The organism is Opitutus sp. sgz309028 (assembly GCF_059821195.1).
Window position 1 is genome coordinate 164,949 of the sequence record NZ_JCAMRR010000005.1, and the last position, 25,038, is coordinate 189,986.

17 protein-coding genes are annotated in these 25,038 nt (G+C 64.8%); 10 read left to right on the forward strand and 7 right to left on the reverse strand.

What is annotated here, in order from left to right:
- Nucleotides 1-71: 71 nt before the first annotated feature.
- From AC6RV7_RS18950 to AC6RV7_RS18960, 3 genes are all read right to left on the reverse strand, one after another.
- Nucleotides 72-7,253 carry a malectin domain-containing carbohydrate-binding protein gene (locus AC6RV7_RS18950; protein WP_500095765.1) on the reverse strand — a complete coding sequence of 2,394 codons (7,182 nt, stop codon included), beginning with the start codon at nucleotides 7,251-7,253 and terminating at the stop codon, nucleotides 72-74.
- Between the two features lie 394 nt (nucleotides 7,254-7,647).
- The gene (locus tag AC6RV7_RS18955; protein ID WP_500095766.1) at nucleotides 7,648-9,096 is read right to left on the reverse strand and encodes a PAS domain-containing protein; all 1,449 of its coding nucleotides are present in this window, start codon (nucleotides 9,094-9,096) and stop codon (nucleotides 7,648-7,650) included.
- Nucleotides 9,097-9,214: 118 nt separating this feature from the next.
- On the reverse strand, nucleotides 9,215-10,036 hold the full coding sequence (locus AC6RV7_RS18960; protein ID WP_500095767.1) for an MBL fold metallo-hydrolase: 822 nt from the start codon (nucleotides 10,034-10,036) through the stop codon (nucleotides 9,215-9,217).
- A gap of 156 nt (nucleotides 10,037-10,192) precedes the next feature.
- Here AC6RV7_RS18960 and AC6RV7_RS18965 point away from each other — a divergent pair, with 156 nt between their 5' ends.
- On the forward strand, nucleotides 10,193-10,582 hold the full coding sequence (locus tag AC6RV7_RS18965) for a helix-turn-helix domain-containing protein (protein ID WP_500095768.1): 390 nt from the start codon (nucleotides 10,193-10,195) through the stop codon (nucleotides 10,580-10,582).
- Nucleotides 10,583-10,648: 66 nt separating this feature from the next.
- On the opposite strand, the gene moeB is transcribed toward AC6RV7_RS18965, so the two are convergent.
- The gene (gene moeB / locus AC6RV7_RS18970; protein ID WP_500095769.1) at nucleotides 10,649-11,806 is read right to left on the reverse strand and encodes a molybdopterin-synthase adenylyltransferase MoeB; all 1,158 of its coding nucleotides are present in this window, start codon (nucleotides 11,804-11,806) and stop codon (nucleotides 10,649-10,651) included.
- 80 nt (nucleotides 11,807-11,886) lie between these two features.
- Between moeB and ruvX the strand changes: the two genes are divergently transcribed.
- Genes ruvX through AC6RV7_RS18995 form a run of 5 tightly spaced genes read left to right on the forward strand, consistent with a single transcriptional unit; the run spans nucleotide 11,887 to nucleotide 16,022 of the window.
- Nucleotides 11,887-12,327: a Holliday junction resolvase RuvX gene (gene ruvX / locus AC6RV7_RS18975; protein ID WP_500095770.1), complete on the forward strand. Its 441-nt coding sequence runs from the start codon at nucleotides 11,887-11,889 to the stop codon at nucleotides 12,325-12,327.
- A complete protein-coding gene (gene truA, locus AC6RV7_RS18980; protein WP_500095771.1) occupies nucleotides 12,324-13,088 on the forward strand; it encodes a tRNA pseudouridine(38-40) synthase TruA in 765 nt (254 codons plus the stop codon). The genes ruvX and truA overlap by 4 nt, the downstream gene beginning before the upstream one ends.
- Nucleotides 13,063-13,833, forward strand: coding sequence for a double zinc ribbon domain-containing protein (locus AC6RV7_RS18985; protein WP_500095772.1), 771 nt, complete (start codon nucleotides 13,063-13,065; stop codon nucleotides 13,831-13,833). The genes truA and AC6RV7_RS18985 overlap by 26 nt, the downstream gene beginning before the upstream one ends.
- Nucleotides 13,834-13,837: 4 nt before the next feature.
- A complete protein-coding gene (gene accD / locus AC6RV7_RS18990) occupies nucleotides 13,838-14,710 on the forward strand; it encodes an acetyl-CoA carboxylase, carboxyltransferase subunit beta (RefSeq protein ID WP_500095773.1) in 873 nt (290 codons plus the stop codon).
- A gap of 16 nt (nucleotides 14,711-14,726) precedes the next feature.
- On the forward strand, nucleotides 14,727-16,022 hold the full coding sequence (locus tag AC6RV7_RS18995) for a bifunctional folylpolyglutamate synthase/dihydrofolate synthase (protein ID WP_500095774.1): 1,296 nt from the start codon (nucleotides 14,727-14,729) through the stop codon (nucleotides 16,020-16,022).
- A gap of 1 nt (nucleotide 16,023) precedes the next feature.
- Here the strand turns inward: AC6RV7_RS18995 and AC6RV7_RS19000 are convergent, their stop codons facing one another.
- The 3 genes from AC6RV7_RS19000 to guaB form a co-directional block, all read right to left on the reverse strand.
- On the reverse strand, nucleotides 16,024-17,568 hold the full coding sequence (locus tag AC6RV7_RS19000; RefSeq protein WP_500095775.1) for an adenylosuccinate synthetase: 1,545 nt from the start codon (nucleotides 17,566-17,568) through the stop codon (nucleotides 16,024-16,026).
- A 147-nt stretch (nucleotides 17,569-17,715) separates the two neighbouring features.
- On the reverse strand, nucleotides 17,716-18,081 hold the full coding sequence (locus AC6RV7_RS19005; protein WP_500095776.1) for a hypothetical protein: 366 nt from the start codon (nucleotides 18,079-18,081) through the stop codon (nucleotides 17,716-17,718).
- 136 nt (nucleotides 18,082-18,217) lie between these two features.
- Nucleotides 18,218-19,795, reverse strand: coding sequence for an IMP dehydrogenase (gene guaB / locus AC6RV7_RS19010; protein WP_500095777.1), 1,578 nt, complete (start codon nucleotides 19,793-19,795; stop codon nucleotides 18,218-18,220).
- A 237-nt stretch (nucleotides 19,796-20,032) separates the two neighbouring features.
- On the opposite strand from guaB, the gene AC6RV7_RS19015 reads away from it, so the two are divergent.
- From AC6RV7_RS19015 to AC6RV7_RS19030, 4 genes are read left to right on the forward strand one after another with little or no spacing between them, the layout of a single operon-like run.
- Nucleotides 20,033-21,394 carry a 3-keto-disaccharide hydrolase gene (locus tag AC6RV7_RS19015; RefSeq protein ID WP_500095778.1) on the forward strand — a complete coding sequence of 454 codons (1,362 nt, stop codon included), beginning with the start codon at nucleotides 20,033-20,035 and terminating at the stop codon, nucleotides 21,392-21,394.
- A 42-nt stretch (nucleotides 21,395-21,436) separates the two neighbouring features.
- Nucleotides 21,437-22,786: a Gfo/Idh/MocA family protein gene (locus AC6RV7_RS19020; RefSeq protein WP_500095779.1), complete on the forward strand. Its 1,350-nt coding sequence runs from the start codon at nucleotides 21,437-21,439 to the stop codon at nucleotides 22,784-22,786.
- Nucleotides 22,787-22,843: 57 nt separating this feature from the next.
- Nucleotides 22,844-23,896, forward strand: coding sequence for an o-succinylbenzoate synthase (locus AC6RV7_RS19025; RefSeq protein WP_500095780.1), 1,053 nt, complete (start codon nucleotides 22,844-22,846; stop codon nucleotides 23,894-23,896).
- Entirely contained in the window at nucleotides 23,878-25,014 is a 1,137-nt protein-coding gene (locus AC6RV7_RS19030) for an AMP-binding protein (protein ID WP_500095781.1), read from the forward strand. The genes AC6RV7_RS19025 and AC6RV7_RS19030 overlap by 19 nt, the downstream gene beginning before the upstream one ends.
- The last annotated feature ends 24 nt before the right edge of the window (nucleotides 25,015-25,038 follow it).

The following is a 25,038-nucleotide window of genomic DNA, read 5'->3' on the forward strand; positions in this document are numbered from 1 at the left end:
GCGCCAAAGTCAACGGCAAGGACAAATCCGACGTATTTCGTTTTCGCCTCCGTTTCACCTCGACGGGCAGGTCAATCGCTCGGGATGATTTCGAGGGCGTTGATGCGGGAGTTGCCGGCTTGGGCGATGAGTTTGATCGCGATCTGGCCGGAGGAGACGTTGAGGTTGTGTTCGAGGACGAGGGCTTTGTTGCCGCCGCCGGCGAGGGAGAAGATATCGACGTCTTCAAAGATCCGCTCGGATTGCAGATCGATATCGAAGACGCGTTTACCGGACGCTTTGCTGGGGCCGTAAGTCTCGGCGAAGTGCAGGCGGACGAGATAGGCGCCGTTTGGGACGGCGAAGGTATAGGTGAGCGTGGCGCCGCCAGGAGCGTCGTAGCGGTTGGTTTTGAAGAGATACGGATCGGTGGTGTCGGTGACGGTGACGTTTTCGGACGAGGCGCTGCCGGTGTTGTAGCCGGTGTCGGCGGACCAAGTGCGGCCGAGGGAATCGACGTAGGCGGGGCCGCCGGCGTTCACGCGAATCGCCGTGCCGGTAGTGCCGCCGCTGGCGGTGGCGATGGAGGCGGAACTGGCGGTGGAGGCGTTGTCGGCATCGTCGAAGGCGACGACGGAATACGCGTAGGTGGTCGCCGGGGATAGTCCGGTGTCGGTGAAGGTGAGCGCGCTCGTCGTGCCGATGACGGCGCCGTCGCGGGAAACGCGATAGCCGGCGACGCCGCCGTTGTCGGTGGCGGCGGACCACTGGAGCGTGACTACGGACGAGGTGACGTTGGTGAAGGTCAACGCGCCGGGTGCCGTTGGCGGCTGGGTATCGGTCGGCGGTTCCGTGTCGGCGGGCAGGATCTCGATGGCGTTGATCTTTGGGTTCTCGACTTCGTGGGCGAAGCCGAGATTGAGCTGGCCGTCGGAGACGGTGAGCGTCTGTTCGAGGACGAGGGCCTTGTGGCCGCCGCCGGCGAGGGCGTAGATGTCGACATTCTCGAAGGCGCGGGAGCCTTCAAGATCGATGTCGAAGACGCGCAGGCCGGCGCCTTGGGTGCGGGAGTAGGTTTCCGCAAAGTGGAGCCGGACCAGATAGGAACCGTTGACGACCGGGAAGGTGTATTGAAGGACCGGTGACACCGGGTCATCGTAGCGCTCGGTCTGATACAGCGTGGGATCGGCGGTGCCGCTGACGTCGGTGGCCACGGAGTAGGTCTTGCCGGAGTTGTAGCCGGTGTCGGCGGACCAGGTCTGGCCGAGCGAATCGACGTAGGCCGGACCGCCGGCATTGACGCGGATCGTGGTGGGCGTCGAGCCGCCGCCGGCGGTGGTGACGGAGCCGGTGGACGGGCTGGACGTGTTGCCGGCGGCGTCGAAGGCGACGACGGAGTATTGATAAGTGGTCGCCGGCGAGAGCCCACTGTCGTTGAAGGAGAGGTTCGATGTCGTCGTCAGCGTCGTGCCGTTGCGGGCAATGCGATAGCCGGTGACGCCGACATTGTCGGTTGCGGCAGCCCAGCTGACGGTGGCGCTGCTGGAAGTGACGTTGGTGAAACTCAACGCTCCCGGCTCAGTCGGCGCCTGCGTGTCGGCCGGGGCTTCGTCGCTCGGGATGATTTCGAGGGCGTTGATGCGGGAGTTGCCGGCTTGGGCGATGAGTTTGATCGCGATCTGGCCGGAGGAGACGGTGAGGTTGTGTTCGAGGACGAGGGCTTTGTTGCCGCCGCCGGCGAGGGAGAAGATGTCGACGTCTTCAAAGATTCGTTCGGATTGCAGATCGATATCGAAGATGCGTTTACCGGGCGCTTTGCTGGGGCCGTAAGTCTCGGCGAAGTGCAGGCGAACGAGATAGGCGCCGTTTGGGACGGCGAAGGTATAGGTGAGCGTGGCGCCGCCAGGAGCGTCGTAGCGGTTGGTTTTGTAGAGATACGGATCGTTGGTGTCGGTGACGGTGACGTTTTCGGACGAGGCGCTGCCGGTGTTGTAGCCGGTGTCGGCGGACCAGGTGCGGCCGAGGGAATCGACGTAGGCGGGGCCGCCGGCGTTCACGCGAATCGCGGTGCCGGTGGTGCCGCCGCTGGCGGTGGCGACCGACGCCGAGCTGGCGGTGGAGTCGTTGCCGGCATCGTCGAAGGCGACGACGGAATACGCGTAGGTGGTCGCCGGGGATAGTCCGGTGTCGGTGAAGGTGAGCGCGCTCGTCGTGCCGATGACGGCGCCGTCGCGGGAAACACGATAGCCGGCGACGCCGACGTTGTCCGTGGCGGCGGACCACTGGAGCGTGACTGCGGACGAGGTGACGTTGGTGAAGGTCAACGCGCCGGGTGCCGTTGGCGGCTGCGTATCGGCCGGCGGTTCCGTGTCGGCGGGCAGGATCTCGATGGCGTTGATCTTTGGGTTCTCGACTTCGTGAGCGAAGCCGAGATTGAGCTGGCCGTCGGAGACGGTGAGCGTCTGTTCGAGGACGAGAGCCTTGTGGCCGCCGCCGGCGAGAGCGTAGATGTCGACATTCTCGAAGGCGCGGGAGCCTTCAAGGTCGATGTCGAAAACGCGCAGGCCGGCGCCCTGGGTGCGGGAGTAGGTTTCCGCAAAGTGGAGCCGGACGAGATAGGAGCCGTTGACGACCGGGAAGGTGTATTGAAGGACCGGTGACACCGGGTCATCGTAACGCTCGGTCTGATACAGTGTGGGATCGGCGGTGCCGCTGACGTCAGTCGTCACGGAGTAGGTCTTGCCGCTGTTGTAGCCGGTGTCGGCGGACCAGGTCTGGCCGAGGGAATCGACGTAGGCGGGACCGCCGGCGTTGACGCGGATCGTGGTGGGCGTCGAGCCGCCGCTGGAGGTGGTGACGGAGCCAGTGGACGGGCTGGACGTGTTGCCGGCGGCGTCGAGGGCGACGACGGAGTATTGATAAGTGGCCGCCGGCGAGAGCCCACTGTCGTTGAAGGAGAGGTTCGAAATGGTTGTCAGCGTCGTGCCGTTCCGGGCAATGCGATAGCCGGTGACGCCGACATTGTCGGTCGCGGCGGACCAGCTGACGGTGGCGCTGCTGGAAGTGACGTTGGTGAAATTCAACGCTCCCGGCGCGGTCGGCGCCTGCGTGTCGGCGGGGGCTTCGCTGAGGCGGATCACCTTGATGGCGTTGACCTGCGGGTTGCCGGAGACGCGGCCGAACGCGATGTTGAGCTGGCCGTCGCTGACGGTGGTGGTGCCGGCGAGCACGACGGCGGTGTAGGGCGCGCCGGCAGCGGCAAAAATGTCGAAGTTGTCGATGACGACACTGTTTTCCAGCAGGACGTCGAACACGCGTTTGCCGACGGCGGAGTTGGCCGTGTCGTTTTCTGAAAAGAAGAGCTGCACCTCGTAGTCGCCGTTGGGCAGCGTGAAGCTGTAGATCAGATCCGGCGAACTCGCGGAGGAATCGAGGCGCCGCGATTTGAACAGCGTATCGTCGATCGCCCGATCGATCGCGTGCGACGTGCTGGACGTTGTGCCGGTGTTGTAGCCGTTGTCCGCGGTCCAGGCGGCGCCATGACTATCGGTGAAGGCGTTGCCGCCAGCATTCACGCGCAGCACGACGGTGCCGCCGGGCGTGGTGGTCGCGTCGACAGTCGCGGGCGTGGAGTCGTTGCCGCTTTCGTCGCGAGCCACGATCGCGTAGCTGTAGGCGACCTCCGGATCGAGGCCGATATCGGTGTAGGTCAAGCCGGTGGTCGACGTGAGCAACTGGCCGTCGCGCAGGATATCGTAGCCGACGACGCCGACGTTGTCGCTGGCGGCGGACCATGCGAGGGTGATGCTCCGCGAAGTGATGGAGGTCGCGGAAACGTTGCCCGGCGCCGAGGGCGGTTGTGTGTCGCTGCCGCCGAAAGACGGATCATACCAGATGAGCAACGGATCCGAGGCGGGACCCTTGATGCCGTTTGTGTTCAGCAGCGTTGCGGTGACGAAGTTCAGGCCTGCTTCCGGATCGGTCTTGGTGGGAGTGACGGTGATATCCGCGTAACCCTCGTTGTTCAGCACGGCGCTGAGCTCCGTGACCTTGATGGCGGTGTTGGCTTCGAAGGGATCGATGTCGTAGCCGCCGTTGGGGAGGCCGGCGGTGTAGAGGCCGCCTTCGATCACGACGAGCGAGACGGTGAGGCCAGGCGGACCGGAAACGCGCACGATCTCCGCATGATTGGTTTTCACCGGCGAGGACTTGCCGACGACGAGGACGGACGGCTTCGGCGGCTTGTCGCCGCGCAGCCAGCCGTAGGAGGCGTCGACGCTGTTCTCCAGCCGGCCGAGGCGGGTGCGTTGCACCGTGCCGTCGCTGAAATAGACCGTCGCGGTGGCGCCGATCAGCTCGAGGCCGGAGACGCTGGCTGCGTCGTGCGGCCCGGGTTGCGGTGCGCCTTTCACGCTGGTCGGATCCACGTCGATCGAGAATGTAAGCTGGCCGTTGGGCGGGAAGCTGTTGAACGAGACGTCGACGTGATCGTAACCGTCCTCGCCATCGACGCCGTTATGCGGGTGCGTGGCGCCGCCGTGGTTCACACTGACGCCTGAGGTGACGGAGTTCTGTTGAAAGTCCTTCGCCACGGGGTCGCCGGCCGTGCCGGTGGTGTCGAACACGACGTCGGGGAAGATGGCGGTGCTGATATCGAGCGTGAACGCTTCGATGTGCTGACCGCCGGTGGAGAGGTTCTGCAGCTTGAAGGTGCCGGTTTGATACGTGCTGCCGGTGACCATGTCGGATCCGCTGGGATCGATGGTGAGCTTTGCGACGGCGGTGGTCGGCAGCGGCGCAATGTCGAAGTAGTCCCAGGTGGCCGAGAAGGTCGGTGAGCCTCCGCTGGCGTTTGCGAACAGACCAATCGCGAGCGGCGTCGGGCCCATTACGGACTTCATGACCTCGCCCGTGACATGGATCGGCGAGCCGAGCGGAACGAGTGCCCCGGCCTCGGCGAGTTGGTAGAGCGGCTGCACCGTGGCGGCGATCGGATCGACTAGGAACGACAGATCAACGGTGGAGGCGTCGCCGAGCGAGAGCGGATAGATGTGTTCGAAGCCGATGGTGCCGGCGACTTCGTAGACGACTTCGATGCCTCCGGCGCCGTTGTTGGCGTGAAGCGCGAGCGAGACATAATTGTCCTGATCGCCACTGCCGATATAGATGCCCTGACGCTGGGCGCCGGCTGGAGTGTTGTTGAAGAACGGGCCGGCGAGACGCACGGTCACGAGGTAGGGCGTCGTGAACTCGTCGGAGTTGAAGGCGAAATGATAAGCGTCCTTCTGGGCGTTTTCCGCTCCGCGGGGCGTGCCGGAGTCGGCGGCGGAGATGGTGAACAGGCCCGCGGTGCCGCCGGCGACGACGGCGTCTTCGTTGGCCCGGTTCAGGTAATCCTCGCCGGGATTCATCATCAGGCCGGTGAAGCCGACACCGAAGAAGCCGACGCCGGTTTCGTTGAACAGTTCGTAATGATGCGGCAGCGGCAGGCTGTATCCATTTCTTGGATCGAGGGGGAACGGATCCTCCGTGTCTGGCAGGCCGTCGTTGTCGTCGTCGCGGTCGAGCAGGTCGGAGAGGTTGTCGCCGTCGGCATCCGGCGGGCGCACCGCGCCGGAGCAGGGATCGGTGCCGTTGGCGATCTCGTCGGCGTTGCTGAAACCGTCGCCGTCCTCGTCGACATCGAACGAGTCGATGCCCGTGCAGGTCGAACTGCCCGGAGAATCGAAGTCCGCTGGCTCGAGCACGGTGATCTTGCCGGGCGAATAGTGGGCGATCCAGATGGTGCCGACGAAGGGAGCGCCGTGGCCGGGGTCGGGCGCGGTGACATCGAGCGGTTGCGCGCCGAATCCGCTGGCGAGGAACTCGACGCCGTTGGTAACGGCCGTGCCGGCCTGATTGAGCGCGATCCGCAGGAGCTTGCCGTCGTAGGCGGCGGCGATGAGGTTGCCCTGCATCTCGCCGTTGAAGTTGGTGGCCACGTATTCGGTGATCCCGTTGGTCGAGGCCGGATAGGTGAGCAACGCGCCGTCGTCGACGCCGGGCTGGCGGAAGTCGCCCTCCACGGGATTCGCCATGGCAACGGGCACGGGCGGCCAGTCGGTGGTCGGGCTGGCGGAATAGACCTTCTGCGAGCCGGCAGGCAGGTTGTTGTCGAAATGGAACCAGCCCGCGCCGGCGGGATTGGCGCGGATGGGATTGGGGTGGCCGCGATAGAAGCCCGGCGTGATGAGGTGGAGGCTGTCGAGATTGTTGACGTAGCCGGGTTCGCCCTCGACGTATTCGTTGGTGACATTGCCGGACGGACCTTCGTTCTTCGGATAACCGCCCCAGCCGGCGTTGGCGCCGTTGTCGAAGGAATAGAGCCGGCCCTCGCGTCCGGGGGCGCGGGTGAGGACCAGATCGTAGGGATTGCGATGCCCCGGCGAATAGATCTGCACGGGGCCGCCGGGCACGAGCTTGGCCTGATTCAGGCCGTCATTGCCCCCGAAGGGATCGTTGACGTCAGAACCGTCGGGATTGTGGTTCCGCGCGGGATTCGGGTCGTCGAGCGTCGGCAGATTGTAGAGGTATTTCTGGCCGTAGGCGTCGGTCTTGACCGGCAGGGCGTCGATCGCGGTGAGGTCGATCGAGAGGATGGCGGCGGACAGGGCAGTTTCGCTGGCGTAGGCGAAGTTGATGGAGGGGCCGCCGGCGTTGGTGTTGCCGCCTTGGGCGAGGAGCAGGCGGTGGTTGACGGCATCGAGCTGCATGCCGTTGCTGGCGTGGTTTTCCTCCGAACGGGGCAGGCCGCGCACGAGATCGACTTTCGTCCAAGAATTTCCACTACGCGTGAGGCGCGAGAGGACGCCCGAGTTCGTGTCGAGATTGAGGTCGTTTTCGCCACCGCTGCCGCCGCCGATGCGCGGGTCGCTGGAGGTCACGTAGAGGATGGGCGATTCGGCGGTGCCGACGACGAGCAGGCCGGTGACCTGCCGCGTCGTGAGCGAGAAATTGCGCGTGCCGTTGTCGTCGTAATTGGGGATGTCGCGCACGAGATTGATCGTCTCGGTGGCGGTGACTTGATAATTATTGGGACCGAGCCGCTGGATCGTGAGGGCCAGGATCTGCCCGTTGACCTGCGAAACGTAGAGCCGGTGGTCCGGCCCGAATTGCAGGGAAGTCGCGGTCGTTAGCGATACGCCGTGAAGCGTGCTCAACGAGAAATTATAGGCGAGGGCGGCGGTGGCGCCGAAGCAGCCGAGAAGAAATCCAATAAAGAAGCGAAGATACATGATGAGCCAGACGGGAAGAAGCGGTGGACAGCGATCGGGACGCGCGGAGCGGCCGGACAAATGCATCGCGCGTTTACCCTGAGGCCCCGTTCAGAATTTTCTGGATACGGGTGGCGTCGCTCAGCGGCCTCGAGGTGGCACTGGACGAGCCGGGAAAGGGCCGGCGCCACGGGGCTCGAACGTGCGGCCCGAGGTGGTCACGGTGATCATCGAATCCCGGATCCCGGCGTGCGGCCGGACGAGGCGAAGCTGGAAACGCGCGTATCGCACGACCCCTTTGTATCAAGAAGCGGGCGCGGCGCGTATCAGGTAGACCTACAAAGCCGCATAGTCCCGGCTACCGGGGCGAGGCCCGGACGGGCTTAGGTGTCCGTGCGAAGCGGATACAGCCGCTTCAGTGCGCCACCGGTGAGGTCACGGGTTGCGAAAAGGGAATCGCTGTGTCGCCCACCTGATAGTCGGTCAGAATGGAAAACCGGAAGGTCGAGCCCTCGCCGGGCCGGCTTTCCACCGAGATGCTGCCGCCCATGAGTTCGCAGAGCCGCTTCGAGATGATGAGACCGAGGCCGGTGCCTTCGCGGCGGCGGCGGGCCGACGAGTCGACCTGCGTGAACGGCTGGAACAGCAACGCGAGTTTGTCCTCGGGAATGCCGATGCCGGTATCGCTCACCGCAAAGAAGAGCCGGGCCGCGCGGAGGTTGCCGATCTCCGGAATATCACCGCGGGCGCAGGAGAGCTGCACTGTCACGCCACCGCGCTCGGTGAACTTCAAGGCGTTGCCGATGAGGTTGACCAGGATCTGGCGAATGCGGCTTTCGTCGCCGTTGGCGAGCGCCGGCACGCCCGGATCGATGCGATAGTCGAGTTTCAGCGACGCGGCGCGGGCCTGATCGGCGAAAAAGGCGCACACCTCCTCGACGCAGCGTTGCGGGGAGAAGGCGCTGTGCTCGATCTCGACCTTGCCGGCCTCGATTTTGGACAGGTCCAGGATGTCGCCGATGAGCTTCTCGAGCGCGAGTCCGCTGGAGTGGATCATGGCCACGTTCTCGCGTTGGGGAGGGGTGAGCGGTGTCTCGCTGAGCAGCCGGGAGAAGCCGATGACGCCGTTGATCGGCGTGCGGATCTCGTGGCTTACCATGGCGAGGAATTCGCTTTTGGCGCGATCGGCTTCCTCTGCGGCCTCCTTGGCCCGGAGCAGCGCGGCGGCGGCCTCGCGCCGGCTCGTCACGTCGTGACCGACAGCCTGAAATTCGGACACCTCGCCGCTGCTGTCCTTGATGGGACGCTGCGTCCATTGCAGCCAGACGCGGTCGCCATCGGCGAGTTCGAGTTCGCGTTCGAAACCCACCGGTGTCTCGGAGGAGTCGGGCGCGCTGTCCAGGAACGGAAAATACGAGCCGATCAACTCGGTGCGTTTGCGACCGAAGGCGCGCGCATAGGCGCCGTTCACGAAAGTCAGTTTGCCGTCGGGCCGATAACGGCAGATCAGGTCAACCTGATCCTCGACGATCCCGCGATAGCTGGCCTCCACGTTCTGGAGCGACCGGGCCATCCGCTCGATCTTGCGCGCGAGCCCGATGATCTCGTCGTGATCCGATTCGTCGTTGCCATCCTCGCCGACCTGCGCCGATGCCGTCTCGCGCAGGGTTTTCACTTTCTGGAGCAGCGTGCGATCCCAGACGTAGCCGCTGAGCACCAGCAGCACGCAACCGATGATGGCGAGGCCGATCACCCAATAGGTGTCGCCCAGTTTTTCGCGGAGATCGTCCTGTAGCGCGATCGCGATGAGCGCCGCGACCAGGCTCACCGAGAGCGAAAGGATCAGGATCGTTTTCCGGAGCATGGTGCGCTGGGGAAAAAAGGCATTCTGCCGGCGCGGTGTCTAACCAAAAACGGCCCCGCCGCCTTCCGGACGCACGAGCGGAAACGACGACATTTTGGAGAATGACCGGTTTTTTACGTCAGGCGAAGAAGGGATTGTAGCGCTTCTCCTGCCCGACCGTCGTGAGCGGTCCGTGCCCGCAGGCGAGCACGGTGTCGCGGGGAAGGCTGAGGATCTTTTCACGCACGCTCCGATGCTGTTCGGCAAAATGCGTCGCGCTTCCCCCCATCGAGCCGGCAAAGATGGCGTCGCCGGCGATCGCGAGCGGCCAGCTCAGGCCGGTGATATAGAATGTCGTGAGACCCGGCGAGTGCCCCGGCGTGAGCAGAGTTTTGATCGACAGCGGTCCAATGTGAAAATGCGCATTCTCGCGAAACGTGCGCGCGCCCGAAAAAGACAGCGGCTCGAGTTCGTGACTCCATACTTCCGCGGACGTGGCGGCGGCGAGTTTCGGGAGATCCGCGATATGGTCCTCGTGCGCGTGCGTGATAAAGATGTAGCCGACACGCAGTCCTTCCGCGGAGATCGTATCGATAAGGCTGTCGGCGTTGGCACCCGTATCGAAGACCGCCGCCTGCTTGGAGCGCGAGTCCCAGACCAGATAGCTGTTTACCGTCATGTCCTCGAACGCCGTATTGAACGCGGCGAATCCGGTCGGGAAGTTCGGCTGGGCTGGATACCACTGGCGGGACGCCGCGATCTCGAGGGCGTCGGGGTTCAGCCGCAGGTGACGCGCCACCCGGCGGAGTACGGCGATATTCAGCCGGCCGGATTGCAGGGCCGCGAGGTCGCCCTCCGACACTTCGGCGCGGCGGGCGAGATCGGCGTCCGCGATTTTCAGTCCCCGCTGGGCCTTGCCGATGATGTCGGTGTAATTGTCTTCGAGCGGAATTCTCGCCATAGCGAACCAGCAAGGGGCGGCGATGTCGGGCCGGCAAGCACTTTGACCATCGGTAAAATTCCGGTGCGGAACCGCACCTTCGCCTTATATATCGCAAGGCAAACTCATATAACGCACTTGCTATAGCTTAACCGATTCGTATTGTGACGTCACTTTATGGTTACTGACAAACTCAAAGCCCTCGCCCAAACCCGGGCAAAAGTCGCAGAACTCGAAAAGAGTATCGCCACGGAGCTCAATCGCGAGCTGGCCGCGTTGCCCGAAAAATATGGCTACAGCAGCGTCGCCGAATTCGTGAAGGCGGTACAAGCCGCGTCGGGCGGCAAGGGGCGCGGCGGCAGGGCGGCCAAGGCGTCGGGCGCCGCCGCCTCGACCGGTGGCAAGCGCCGCCAGCGCGCGGTGATCACCGCCGACACCAAGGCGAAAGTGAAGGCGCTCGTGCAGGCCGGCAAGACCGGCTCCGAAATCGCCAAGACCGTCGGCATCTCGCTCCCGAGCGTGCAGAATATCAAGAAGGAGCTCGGCCTCGTGAAGGCCCGTAAATAATCGCCCGCCGTTTTATTTTAGCCTCCGCGAAAGCGGAGGCTTTTTTTTGCGCGCGACGCGCGATCGTCAGTAACGCGGCAGCTGCGGATCGATCTCCTCGGCCCAGGCGGCGATGCCACCGGCAATATTGATCGCCGTATCCCAACCTTGCTGTCGCAGGAAACGCGTGACGTTGGCGCTGCGGCCGCCGTGATGGCAGAGCACGAGAATCGGCCGGTCCTTCGGCAGCGTTGCCGCCCGCTCCGGGATCTGTCGCATCGGAATAAGTTCGGCGCCGGCGATGCGGCAGATTTCGGTTTCCCACGGCTCCCGCACGTCGACGAGCAGCGGCGGATTCTCGGAGCGATCGAGCAGGCGTTTCGCGTCGTGCACCGAAATTTCTGACGGATAAGCGGAGGAGGACATGGCAGCGGAAGGTGGTGGTGGCGTTTCTCCGACCGGTGGTGCAGCGCGCGGGGTCGTGCCGCACGCCGGGCAGTTCGGATCGGAGGAAAGATGGTAGGTTTGGAAACGTTGACGCAGCGCGTCGTAAGTGAGCAGTCGGCCGCGTAGCGTTTCACCGACGCCGGTGATCAACTTCACGGTTTCGATCGCCTGCAGGCTGCCGATCACGCCGCACAATGCGCCGAGGACGCCCGCTTCGCCGCAGCCTGGCACGCTTCCAGACGCCGGCGGCTCGGGGAAGAGACAGCGATAACACGGAGCGCCGCGCGCCGGATCGAAGACGGTGACCTGTCCCTCGAACTTGAAAATGCTGCCGAAAACGAGCGGCTTTCGTGCGGCCACCGCGGCATCGTTGCTGACATAGCGCGCGCTGAAATTGTCCGTGCCATCGACCACAATGTCGTAGTTCGAGAAAAGCGTAACGGCGTTTTCCGTAGTGATGCCACCCGCATGCTCGATCACCGTGACGTGCGGATTCAGTGCCCGCAACCGACGCGCCGCGGAGGCGACCTTCGGCTGGCCGACCGAGTCGGTGTCGTGCAACAGCTGGCGTTGCAGGTTGTGACTCTCGACTTCATCCAGATCCGCGATGCCGATCCGACCGACGCCGGCCGCGGCGAGATACAGGGCGGCAGGACTCCCGAGCCCGCCCGCGCCGATCACCAGCACACGCGCCGCCGCCAGCCGGCGTTGTCCCTCCACGCCAATCTCCTCCAGCAATATATGACGGGAGTAGCGCGCCAGTTCGGCGGCGGAGAGCGCGGGCAACGGTTCGGACATGGAGCGCACACGTTCGAGCGACGACGGTCGCCTCGCAAATGAAATTGCGCCGGTTGCGACCGCGCGGCGGAATCGGGCGCATGCGATGTTTGGGAATCGATTTCGGAACGCGCCGCATCGGCCTCGCGTTTGGCGACGACCTCGGCGTGGCGACACCGTTGCCGGCGCTGACGGACGCCGATCCGGCGAAGCGTTGGGCCGCGCTGCTCGCGGCCGCGCGTGAGCGACGCGCGACGGATCTGGTGCTCGGACATCCGCTCAACATGGACGACACCGCGGGCCCGAAAGCCCGCGAGGCCGAAGCGCTCGCGGTGCGACTGCGCGCGGAACTCGGCCTGCCCGTGCATCTCGTCGACGAACGCCTGACGAGCTACGAGGCCGAGTCGACCATCGCGAAGTCGAAGCGCCGCGACGTGCGCGCGAGCGGTATCGTGGATTCCCGGGCGGCGACGCTCATCCTCCAGGATTATCTGGATCAGCGCATGCCGCCGCTGCTCGACGAGCCGGAGGAATCGGCGTGACGCCCTCGACGCGCTGGAAATGCGTGTGCGCCTACGACGGCGGCCATTTCGCCGGCTGGCAAAGCCAGGCGGGGGCCAACGCCGTGCAGGACGTGATCGAGAAACGACTGCGCGAGATTTTCGGGCGCGACGTGCGCATCCACGGCAGCGGCCGGACCGACGCGGGCGTGCATGCGCTCGAGCAGGTGTTTCATTTCGACGCCGAGTGGCGGCATGGACCGGACAAATTGCTGGCGGCGTTTCGCATCGGGCTGCCGCCGGCGGTCCAGGTCAAATCGGTGCGGCTGGCGCCGGCCGATTTTCACGCGCGGTTTCAGGCGACGGGAAAACGTTATGAATACCGTATCCATCTCGGTGATGCAGACCCTTTCTTGCGTCCCTATAGCTGGAGTTTTTTCCGGCCGCTGGACGTCGACGCAATGAAAGTGGCGGCGGATGTGTTGCGTGGTCGGCACGATTTTCGGGCGTTCACGGCGGTGAATGGCCCCGCGCGCGAGGACACGGTGCGTGAGTTGTCGCGGTTGGAGGTTAGCCGCCGCGGAAAACTGATTCGCATCGTGGCCGAGGCCGACGGCTTTCTCTACAAGATGGTGCGGAGTCTCGCCGGCGTGCTCGTCTCGGTGGGAGAAGGCAAGCTGTCCGCCGCGGAGGTGCGCCGCATTCTGCATTCGAAACAACGCACCGCATTGGTCCAAACCGCGCCGCCGCAGGGCTTGTTTCTCGTGAAGGTGTTTTATGGAAAACGACATCGCGGAAAGTGAGATTTCCGCCCGCGGGCCGTGGCGGACGCTGCTGCGCGGATTGAGCGATGTGGTGTTTCCACCGGCCTGCGTGCACTGCCGCGGGTTGGTGCCCGACGAGAGCGAGTTCCGGCACCTTTGCGGCAAATGCGCCGCGCAGCTCGACTATGTGCAGCGGCCGTGTTGCACGACGTGTGGACATCCGTTTTACGGCGTGGTCGAGGGCGAGCGGCTCTGTCCGCATTGCGAAGGGCTGGCGCCGGCTTATCGCGAAGGACGGACGGCGGTGTTGTTGAAAGGAGCGGCGCGCGCGCTGGTGCACGAGTTGAAATATCATCGCGGACTGCACGTGCTGGAGGACATGGAGCGAATTTTCCGACGCTCGGCCGCGGTCGTGGAGCTCGCGCGCGGAGCGACGCTCGTGCCGGTCCCCCTGCATCCCCGGAAGCTGCGCGAACGCACTTACAACCAGAGCGAATTGATCGCGGAATGCCTGGCTCGAGCCGCCGGCGGCGGCGCGCGCGTGCAGCGAATCTTGCAACGAAGCGTGGATACCGATTCGCAAACGCATCACGACCGCCGCACCCGCCAGTCGAATCTTAAAAATGCCTTTGCACTGGCTCGCGACGCCGTCATACATCCGGGCCATTCTTACCTCCTGGTCGATGACGTTTTCACCACTGGTTCCACTCTCAACAGCTGCGCGCTCGTGCTCCGCCGGGCGGGCGGCGTGAACCTCGACGTCGTCACCTTCGGTCACGGTTAATTCCATGAGCCATTTCGACAAACCGACCTACACGGTCCGGCGCACCCGCAAGAAGGAAATCCCGCAGGGGATTTATACGAAAGATCCCGTCACGGGGGAAGCGGTCTTTACGAAGGAGATCGAGGACAACCAGATGGTCGTGCCGAAAAGTGGCCACCATTTTCCGATCGGCGCCCGGCAGCGCATCGCGAAGCTGCTCGACGAAGGCACGTTCGAGGAAACGAATGTCACGGTGAAATCCGGCGATCCGTTGCAGTTCGTCGATTCGGCGCCGTATCCCGCGCGCATCAAGAAATACGAGAAGGAGAGCGGCCTGCCCGAGGCCGTGATCACCGGCACGGGCAAGATTCACGGCATCGACGTGTCGCTCGCGGTGATGGACTTTCGCTTCTGCGGCGGCACCCTCGGCTCCGCGGCGGGCGAAAAAATCACGCGCGCCATCGAGACCGCGCTCGCGCGGAAAATTCCGTGCATCATCTTCAGCACCTCCGGCGGCGCGCGCATGCAGGAAGGCATTCTGTCGCTGATGCAGATGGCCAAGACGAGCGCGGCGCTCGGCCGGCTCGCCGAGGCGAAGCTGCCGTATATTTCGGTGCTCACTCATCCGACGACGGGCGGGGTGTCGGCGAGCTTCGCGACGTTGGGCGACGTGATCCTGGCGGAGCCGGGCGCCTTGATCGGTTTCGCCGGACCGCGCGTCATCAAGGATACGACCAAGCAAACGCTTCCGGCTGGATTCCAGACTTCGGAATTTTTGCTCAAGCACGGCTTGATCGATCAAATCGTCAGCCGCCTTGAGCTCCGGGATCGCCTGCACGAACTGCTGCTCGCGCTTTACGTGAAGAAGAAACCGGGCGCTCAGCCGGTCAAAAGCTGACGCGCCTCCGACGTCCATGAGCGCCAACCGCACGGACTTTGCCGCCGTGTCCGGCTACTTGTTCGGCCTCAAGCCGCGCGGCCGCAAGTTCGGTATCGATCGCATGCGGCTGTTTGCCGCCGAGCTCGGTCATCCGGAGCGCGGCCTTCCCGTGGTGCATGTCGCGGGCACCAATGGGAAGGGTTCCGTCGCCGCGATGGTGGAGTCGATTCTGCGCGCCGCCGGCTGGCGCGTCGGGCTCTATACCTCGCCGCACCTGGTGCACCTGGGCGAGCGGGTGCAGGTGAACCGCGTGCCGCTGGCGGACGACGAGATCGTGCGCTTCGTCAACGAGCTCGATCCCGCGGCGGATCGTGTCGGAGCGAACTCCGGCGCGGACGATCGCCCGAGTTTTTTCGAGTTCATGACGGCAATGGCGTTCTTGCAGTTCAAACGTTCCCGCTGCGACCTCGCGGTCATGGAAGTCGGTCTCGGCGGGGAATTCGACGCGACGAATATTGTGGATCCCGACGTCAGCGTGATCACCTCGATCGGACTCGATCACTGCGAATATTTGGGCAACACGATCGAACAAATCGCGTCTGCCAAAGCCGGGATTATCAAGCCGGGGCGCCCGGTCGTGATCGGACGCGTGCCGGCGGCCGCCGAAACGGTGATTCGATCGATCGCGGCGAGCCGCGACGCCCGCGTGGCCTCGGTGCGTGACGCCTTTGGCGAGGCGATCGAAGGATATCCGCAAACGTCATTGAACGGTGAATACCAGCGCTGGAACGCCGCGACCGCGGCACTGGCGGTTCGCACGCTCGATCCGAGGTGGAGCATCGACGAGCACGCGATCGCGCGCGGTCTGGAGAACGTCGCCTGGGCTGGCCGCTGGCAGAAAACGACGATCGGCGGTCGCACCGTCGTGCTCGATGCGTCGCACAATCCCGAAGGCGCTGACGTGCTGGCGGCAAATCTGCGCGAGTTCGTGCGCGAAGCCGGCCGCCGCCCGATCGTGATCGTGGGCGCGCTCGGCCGCGACCGCGCGAAACCGCTCCTCGAAGCGATCGCGCCGCATGCGGCGGAGATTCATCTCGTCGTGCCCAACGAACCGCGTGCGACCGGCCACGCCGAGCTGGCGGAACTCGTGCCGGCGGATTTCGACGGCCGCGTGGTGCGCAGCCGCGTCGACGAACTTTTCCCGGCGCGCGATCGGTGCGAGGTCGGAACGCCTTCCGATCCCGTGGTCGTGACCGGATCGATCTATCTGCTCGGCGAGGTGCTGGAGCGGATCGACAGCGGCGCGGCGGATGTGCCGCCGCCGCGGTGAATCACGCGAGCTTGATCAGCTCTGCGGTCGCGGGCACGTCCTTGATGATTTGCGACGGCTCGGGGCCGACGCCGAGATAGCGGAGATTGGGCAACTGCTCCGCCGGAGGCCGGGACAGACCCGCGTAAGCGACATCGAGGATACTCTTCATCATCGCGGCCACGTAGCGCTGCGCATTGACCGGGAGAGCGGCGAAATGGCGGACCTTCGAGATGTCCTCGGACCAACCGGGGTGGCGCGTGTAAACAGGTTTCAGCGTTTTGCGCACGGCCTCGTTGCGCGGCACGTGCGTGTAACGCTGGCCGGACGCGTCTTCGTAGGCGGTGCAAATCAAGAGCTCGCCGCGCCATTCGCCGGAGTGAGTGAGCGCGTCGGACTTGTTGAGCATGAGATCCTGAAAACCGCCGTAACGCAGGGCGTCGCCCTTCTCCACGGCGTCGAACCAGCCGACCATGCGCTGACGCCCCGTGCTCGTGCCGAACTCGATCTGCTTGAGCTTGGCGGCGAGCGGATGCGCATCGTCCATCTGCGTCAGGAACGTGTGGGTGCCGACCTTCGTGTCGTAGGCCTTGGCGACGCCGAATGTGTGTATCCGTTGCACGGGGACGCCCGCGCTTTCGAAGAATTCGGGCGTGAACGTGTGCGAGGCGGTGACGTTGGGCGAAAAACCGTGGCGCTTGTCGAGCCAGTAGGACTGGCCGAACTCGCCGATGACGGTGTGGCCCGCCTGCAGTTCGCGCAGGACGAGCTCGCGGACCTCGCCGATGTTTTTCGCGAGGTCGGTGCCGGCCTTCCAGTAGGTTTCGGTGAGGACCGGCAGATTCAGCGTGAACGGCTCGGTGCCGCGGAAGCGCGTGAAATCGAATTCGCTGCGGTCGAACACGCCCAGTTCGATCGCCTCGGCGTTGGCGCGCTCTTCGGCCGCGGTGAGCTTGTCGAAGAAACCGGCGAACGTCGCGGGCGACACGCGGCACACGTGCTGGATCACGCGCAACGCGCGATCGGCGCGCTGGGCGAGCTTGCGCGCGAAATAGTTTTCGCCCGCGAGAAAATCGGAAAACGTGATCTGCCACTGGCCGACCTCGTCGAGATACGACGGCGTGATGCCGCGGCCGGTCGAGCCGCGCGGCTCCTCGCCGAGGACGTTGACGCGGTAATCCTCCCACGCGAGATCGAGCAGGCGGTGCGTGAGATCCGACACGAGCGTGCGCTCGTCGATCAACAGGCGGGAGTAGATCGCGTGGCCCTTTTTCTCGAGCGGACGGGCCTCCCAGTGAAACTTGCGCGGATCCGCCACGACGCCCGCGCCGACGCAAAGATGAGCGGCATCGCGGACGACGACGCCGGCAGGCAGCAGATTGAGTTTCACCCCGCCGGCCGTGTGGCCGGAGTTGGCGCCGCCATTGACCTTCAGGACGACGGAAACCTGCGCGGGCGTGCCGCGCAGTTCCTCCGCGACCTCGGGAATGAGGCGACCTTTGCCTTCGTCACCGAAGGAAACACCGACGTCAGCGATGAGCTGGCTGGAGAAGGGGAGAAGTGACATGGTTGCAAAACACGCAACCGAAGCTCACGCGAAAGCGAGACCCCCTGTTGCGGGGCAGGAGAGAGAGCATCCCGCCGGGCAGCGCAAACAAAATTCGCCCGCTGCCCGGCTGCCGGAAAGTTAGAGTGTCATATAATAGATGACACTTTATTCCGCCTCCTCCGCAGCGGCGGGGGCGGTGCGCTGGGTGGAGAGCCAGACGAGAAGTTGCAGCGTGCGTTCGGCGTCGGCGCACGCGGAGCGCGCGACCAGGAGTTGGTGGAAGCGTTGCCGGGAGAGGCCGAGTTCGCGCGCGAGCCGGGCCTTGTCGCCGAATCGCTGAAGTCGCGCCGAGCATTCCGCCACGAGTTCGTTCCAAAGTGGCGTGTCCGCGCCGGGCGTGAGTGTTTCGCCGCGCCGACGCCGGCGGTTACGCAGATGTTTTTTGCCGGCTCGGACGGCTGCCGACGCAGCGGCGTCGAGGGCGACGGCGAGCGGTTCGATGACGCGCATACGGGGGTGTTCGGGGTGCATGGTCGGTTGATGGGGTTTGGAGAGTGTCATACATTATATGACACTCTGGTTTGGAGGCGAGCAGGGAAAAGCGGGCGGCGGGTGGGGCCGCAGCGGCCGTCGGGACAGGCGACGCGGAGCGGGCCTGGGCGCGCGGTTAGTTTTTGCGCGTGGAGACCTCGATGACGTCGTGCGGGACCGCTTCCTTCTGCCCGGCGGGGCTGACGCGGATGTAGCGGGCCTTTTCGCGCAACTGCGCGAGGTTGGCGGCGCCGAGATATCCCATGCCGCTTTGCACGCCGCCGATCAGGTTGCCGAGGACGTCGTCGACCGAACCGGAAACTTCCTTCAAGGCCTCGATGCCTTCCGCGGCGACTTTGCGGGTGTTGTCGTTCTTGTCGTGGCCGTAACGTGCCGCGCTGCCGGCTTTCATCGCGGAGAGCGAGCCCATGCCGCGATATTGCTTATAGACCTTGCCGTTGATCTCGAGGATTTCGCCCGGCGCTTCGCGGCAGCCGGCGAGGAGGCCTCCAAGGATAACCGCATCGGATAACGTGAGCGCTTTCACGATGTCGCCCGACTTGGTGATGCCGCCGTCGGCGATGAGACGGACATTTCTTTTTTTCGCGGCGATGCCGGCGACGTGGAGGGCGGTGAGCTGCGGGATGCCGACACCGGCGACGATGCGGGTGGTGCAGATCGAGCCCGGCCCCTGGCCGATCTTGATGGCGTTGGCGCCGCAATCCGCGAGGAAATCGACGCCGGCGGCGCTGGTGACATTGCCCGCGATGAGCGTGAGTTGAGGGAAGACTTCGCGGACGAGCTTCACGACCTCGCCGACGCCGGCGGTGTGGCCGTGCGCGGTCGAGACCGCGATGGCGTCGACGTGTTCGTCGACCAGGTGACCGACGTGCGCGAGGATTTTGTCGCGGTCGAGCGAGCCGTCGGGTTTGCGGACCGGAGAAAGTGCGGCGCCAACGACGAGGCGGAAGCGGGCGTCGCGCGCCGGTTTGCGACGGGCCTTGGCCTCGCCGGTGATTTTCTCGACGTCGGAGCTGGTGACGAGGCCGCGAAGCAAGTCGCCGCCGTCGACGACGAGCATTTTGTTGATGCCGACGTGGCGATTGAAAAACGCGTCGGCGGTTTTGATGGGATCGTGGGCGACGGCGTTTTCCGTCTCCGTGATCAACTGGGCGCGCGGCGTCATTACTTCGGAGACGCGCTTCGTCTTGTAGCGATCCTTGACGACGTTGCCCGAGAGCAGGCCGACAAGGCGGCCATCGGCGTCGACCACCGGGAATGTGGAAAAAGTATATCGTTTCGCCTCGATCATTCCGAGGACATCTCCGATCAGGCGGTCGGGGGTGACGGTGATCGGGTCCTGGATCAGGCCGTGGATGTGGCGCTTGACCCGCGCGACCTCCTTCACCTGATCCTTCGGCGGCATGTTGTAGTGGATCAGGCCGAGGCCGCCGTTGAGTGCCATGGCGATGGCCATGCGCGACTCGGTGACGGTGTCCATGTCGGACGAGATGATCGGGATCTGCAGTCGCAGCGCGTCACTCAACGCCGTCGACGTGTCGGCATCCTTGGGCAAAATCTCCGAGTAGAGCGTCGCGAGGGAGACGTCGTCGAACGTCAGAGCGACCGGCAAATTGGCGCGAAAAAAAGCGTCGGCTGGAAGGTAAAAATCCGCCTCCGTGGCGGCGGTGGTGGGCGTGGCAACCTTGCTCATGAGTTGCCGTGAACGGAGTAAGCCGACCGGAAAAAAGCGCAACTTTTTTTACTTCGTGCAACGAGTGCCGCCGCAAATGCGTCGTGCAACGCATTCACGCGTTTGAACGTGTGATGAACCACGCCCTGCGCCCATCTTCATATCCTGGATTGAACTCGATCGATAACGTCGCACGGTTTCCCGCAGATTCCGTCGACCGCCCCCTTCGCGAACGGATCTCAGCTTTTCTTATCCCTTATGATTACCCGTCTTGTTGCCATCGTCATCGTGTTGGGTTCCGCGCTATCGCTGCGAGCCGGTCCGTGGGAGCCGTTGTTCAACGGCAGAGATTTGAGCGGCTGGCGGCAGATTCAGGGCAACGCGCCTTACGCGATCGTTGACGGCGCGATCGTCGGCACGACGGTCGCTGATTCGCCCAACAGCTTTCTCGCGACCGAGCAGAACTACGGCGATTTCATCCTCGAACTCGAGGTGATGCAGGATGTCGGCCCGACCAACAGCGGCATCCAGTTTCGCAGTGTGCAAGGCACCGACGGCAAAAAGGCGGTGCAGGGCTATCAATTCGAGCTCGATCCCTCGGAGCGCGGCTGGACCGGCGGTATTTACGACGAAGCGCGCCGCGGCTGGCTGTATCCGGGCACGCTGAATCCTTCCGCCCGCACCCTGTATCAATATGGCCGCTGGAACCGCGTGCGGATCGAGGCGATCGGCAACAGCCTGCGCACGTGGGTCAACGGCTGGCCGGTGGCGCACGTGATCGACGATCTCACGCCGCGCGGCTTCATCGCCCTGCAGGTCCACTCGATCGGCAAACCGGAGCAGGCCGGCCGGCGGATCTGGTGGCGCAATCTTCGCATTCAGACCAAGGATCTCACTCCTTCGCCGCTCGACGATCTGCCGATCCGCAGCACCCTCGTGAATGCGATCGCGCCGGCGGAAGCGGCGCAGGGCTGGAAGCTGCTGTGGGACGGCCGCAGCACGAAAGGCTGGCGCGGGGCGCACAAGCCCGCATTCCCCGAGGGCGGCTGGAAGATCGAGCAAGGCGAACTGATCGTGCTCGAGTCCGGCGGCGGCGAGTCGAAGAACGGCGGCGACATCGTGACCGACGAGCAATATGCGGCGTTCGAATTGCAGCTCGAGTTCAAGCTCACGCCTGGCGCGAACAGCGGTATCAAGTATTTCGTGACGGAAAACTTCGACGCCGGCGGCGGATCGGCCATCGGCCTCGAATACCAGTTGCTCGACGACGAGCGGCACCCGGACGCCAAGCTCGGCGCGGCGGGGAACCGCACACTTGCCTCGCTTTACGATCTTATTCCGCGCACGCCGCTCCCCGGCGGTCTCAATATCGCACCGCGGATCGGCGAGTGGCAGCACGCGCGACTGGTCGTGCGGCCCGACGGATGCGTGGAGCATTGGCTCAACGGCGTGAAGGTCGTCGACTATGAGCGTGGCTCGCCGCTTTATGCCGCGCTGGTGGCACGGAGCAAATACGCGAAGTTCGCGAACTTCGGTCTGGCGCCACGCGGTCACATCCTGCTGCAGGATCACGGCAACGAGGTTCATTTCCGCAGCATCAAGCTTCGCTCGCTCGAGTAAGCGTCGCGGTCATTTCTCTTATTACCCCAAAAAACACGTCCCATGAATCGTCGCGACTTCGTCAGGAATATCTCCATCACCGGTGCGGGCGTCGCCCTCGGCGCGCTGAACCTCACCCCGCGTTTGTTCGCGCGGGCGCCTGGCGCCAACGACCGGATCCGCGTCGGCCTCGTCGGTTTCGCGGACCGGCACCGCCAGGCGCTGTTGCCGGCATTCAGGCAGCACGCCGCGGCGCTCAACTGTGAGATCGTCGCCGTCTCCGATATCTGGAACCGGCGTCGCGACGAGGCCGCCGCCTGGTTCAAGCAGGAGTGGGGCGCCGATGTCGCCGTTTATCGCAACAACGAGGAAATGTATGAGAAGGCGCAGCTCGACGCCGTGATCATCGCGACGGCGGATTTCCAGCATGCGCTGCATTGCAAGGAAGCGGTCGAGGCCGGCTGCGACGCGTATGTCGAAAAGCCGTTTGCGGAAACGATGGCGGATGCGCGCGCGACCTTGAAGGCGGTGCGGGCGACGGACCGCATTGTGCAAATCGGATCCCAGCGGCGCAGTGGCGCGAGCTATCACGCGGCTTACGATTACCTCAAATCCGGCAAGTTCGGCGACATCGTGTATGTGGAGATGTCGTGGAACGTAAATCAGCCCGGCCGCTGGCGCCGGCCGGAACTGGTCGAGGGGTTGAAAGAAACGGATGTCGATTGGAAACGTTTTCTGCTGAACCGTCCCGCCGCGCCTTTCGATCCGCGGCACTATGTCGAGTATCGCCTGTTCTGGCCGTATTCGTCGGGCATCCCGGGCCAGTGGATGTGTCACCAGATCGACACCGTGCACTGGTTCACGGGGCTGCCGCATCCGCGCAGCGTGAGCGCCAACGGTGGCATTTACCAGTGGAAGGACGGTCGCACAAATTTCGATACGCTCACGGCTGTCTTCGATTACGGTCCGCTGAACGATCCTACCAAGGGGTTTCAAGTGGTCTACACCTCGCGCTTCAGCAATTCCTCCGGCGGGACTCGCGAGATTTATTACTCGAATGGCGGCAAGCTGAACCTCGAGAGTGGGCTGGTGACGCCGGAAGGCAGTCTCGACGCGCGCGCCGCCGCGGCGATGAACCTCCCGCCGAATGCGGTGGAGCCGTTCGACCTCGCCGCGCAAGGGCCGGCCGCGGTCGATGCGAACACCGGCGCCGATCCGATGACGAGCTCGCACATGCGCAACTGGCTCGAGTGCCTGCGCTCGCGGAAACAGCCGCATGCGCCGGTCGAGGCCGGCTACCAGCATGCGATCGCCTGCGTGATGGCGAATGCCGCCGCGCGCACGGGGGAGCGGGTGACCTTCGACGAGAAGACGCAGAACGTGCTCGCCGGCGGAAAAGTGTTTCACCTGTAAACGGGGCGCGCCGCTTCCGACTTTCCTTCCGGCGGCGGCGCATCTTTGTTGGCAGAGATGTCGCTGCTGTTTGCCTATCGTCGTTACCGCCTGCCGCTGCGCGTGGCGGTGCGGACGTCACATGGCGTCTGGCGCGAACGCGAAGGCGTGATCGTGCGGTTGCAGGACAAGCGTGGCCGCGTGGGTTTTGGCGAGGCCGCGCCGATTCCGTGGTTCGGCACCGAATTGCCGGACGAAATCGAGCAGGCGTGTCGCGGACTCGGAGAGCGGGTCGACCTCGCGGCGCTCGCCGCGGTGCCGGGGCAACTGGGCTGTTTGCGTCACGCGCTCGCGGCGGCGCAGGACGAACTGCAGGCGAACGCCGAAGAAGCGCCGTGGACTTCTCCGGACGGCGTGACGGCGCTGACGGTCGCGGCGCTTTTGCCGGCGGGGCGCGCGGCGCTCGAGGCGGTCGCGCCACGCGCCGATGCGGGTTTCCGTGTGTTTAAGTGGAAAGTCGGCGTGGCGGACGTCGCCGACGAACTGGTGCTGCTCGACGATCTCTGCGCGGCGCTGCCGGACGGCGCGAAACTGCGGCTGGATGCGAATGGCGGGTGGACGCGCCCGCAGGCGGAGCGCTGGCTCGAGCGTTGCGCGGAGCGGCCGGTGGACTACGTCGAGCAACCCTGTTTTTCGGACGCGACGCAGGGAGCGGGGCAGCGAAAACGCTGCGAGGATGTGCTGCGCGGGCTGGCGGAGGACTATCCGACGCCGATCGCGCTGGACGAGTCGCTCGTGGGCGATGGCGATCTCGGACGCTGGCTCGAGAACGGCTGGAGCGGAGTGTTCGTGATCAAACCGGCGTTGCTGGCCGATGTGGCCGGCGCGCTGGAGCGTTTGGCGCAGGCCCGCGCGGCGGTCGTGTTTTCGTCGGCCCTCGAGACGGCGGTCGGCGCGCGTGACGCGGTGCGCGCGGCGTTTGAGTGGCGGGGCGAACGCCGGGCGCTGGGGTTCGGCGTGTATCCACTTTTCAATGATGGACGGTTCGACGGCCCGGCGGCGGCACCGTTTGTTTACCGCGACGACGTGGCACGGCTCGATGCGGAGGCGGCATGGAACGCACTGACCTGATCCGGCTCGTGCGTGCGACCGGGTGCGCGGAAGAACGCGGCGGTTTCGTGTTTTTGTGCGATCCGCGCTGGGGCGATTCGGAGCGGGCCCAGGTGCGGACGCTGCAGGATTTGGCCGCGTCCGGGCGCGCGGAGGATACAACGGGATGGTTGTGCATTCCGACGGGGGGCACGAGCGGGAGAATTCGTTTCGCGCGGCACGATGAGACGACGCTCGGCGCGGCGGCGGAGGGATTCGCGCGACATTTCGGATTTCACCAGGTGAATGCGGTCGACGTACTGCCGCCGTTTCATGTCAGTGGATTGATGGCCCGGGTGCGGTGCGCGGTGACCGGCGGCGTGCACGTGCCATGGGAGTGGCGGCGACTTGAGGCGGGAGAGCGGCCGCGCGTAACGGGAAACGGCCAGGTGATCTCGCTCGTCCCGACGCAATTGCAACGGCTGATGGGATCGGCGGAGGCGATTGCGTGGCTGCGCGGTTTCGATGTGATATTTCTCGGGGGCGCGCCGATGTGGCCGTCGCTGACGGAGGCGGCGGTGCGGGCACGATTGCCCGTGTCGTTGAGTTACGGCATGACCGAGACGGCGGCGATGGTGACGGCGAGCAAGCCGGCGGCATTTCTCGCGGGAGATCGTTCCGCGGGAACGCCGCTGCCGCATGCAAGCGTGTCCGTCGACGCGGACGGACTGATTCGCCTCCAAGGGCGATCGGTGTTTCGCGGCTATTTCCCGGATTTCGCGTCCGGCGACGAATTCGTGTCCGCGGATTTGGGTGAAGTCGACGGCGAGGGGCGATTGTGGGTGCTCGGACGACGGGACGACGTGATCATCACCGGAGGCGAGAAGGTGAATCCGCTGGAGGTCGAGGCAGCATTGCAAGCCACCGGACAGTTCATGGATGTTGCCGTGGTGGGCGTGCCGCATCCGGAATGGGGGACGGAGGTGGTCGCTTGTTATCCTGCGGGAGAAACGGCGCCCGATATCGACGCGGTGACAGCGGCGGTGAGAGAAACCCTGTCGGCCTACAAACGGCCGAAGCGTTATGTCGCGATCGCCGACTGGCCGCGGAATGCGCAAGGAAAGCTGAGTCGGGCGAGGCTGGCGGGGCGGCTGGTTTGATGGCGGCGCGGAGGTGTGCCACCG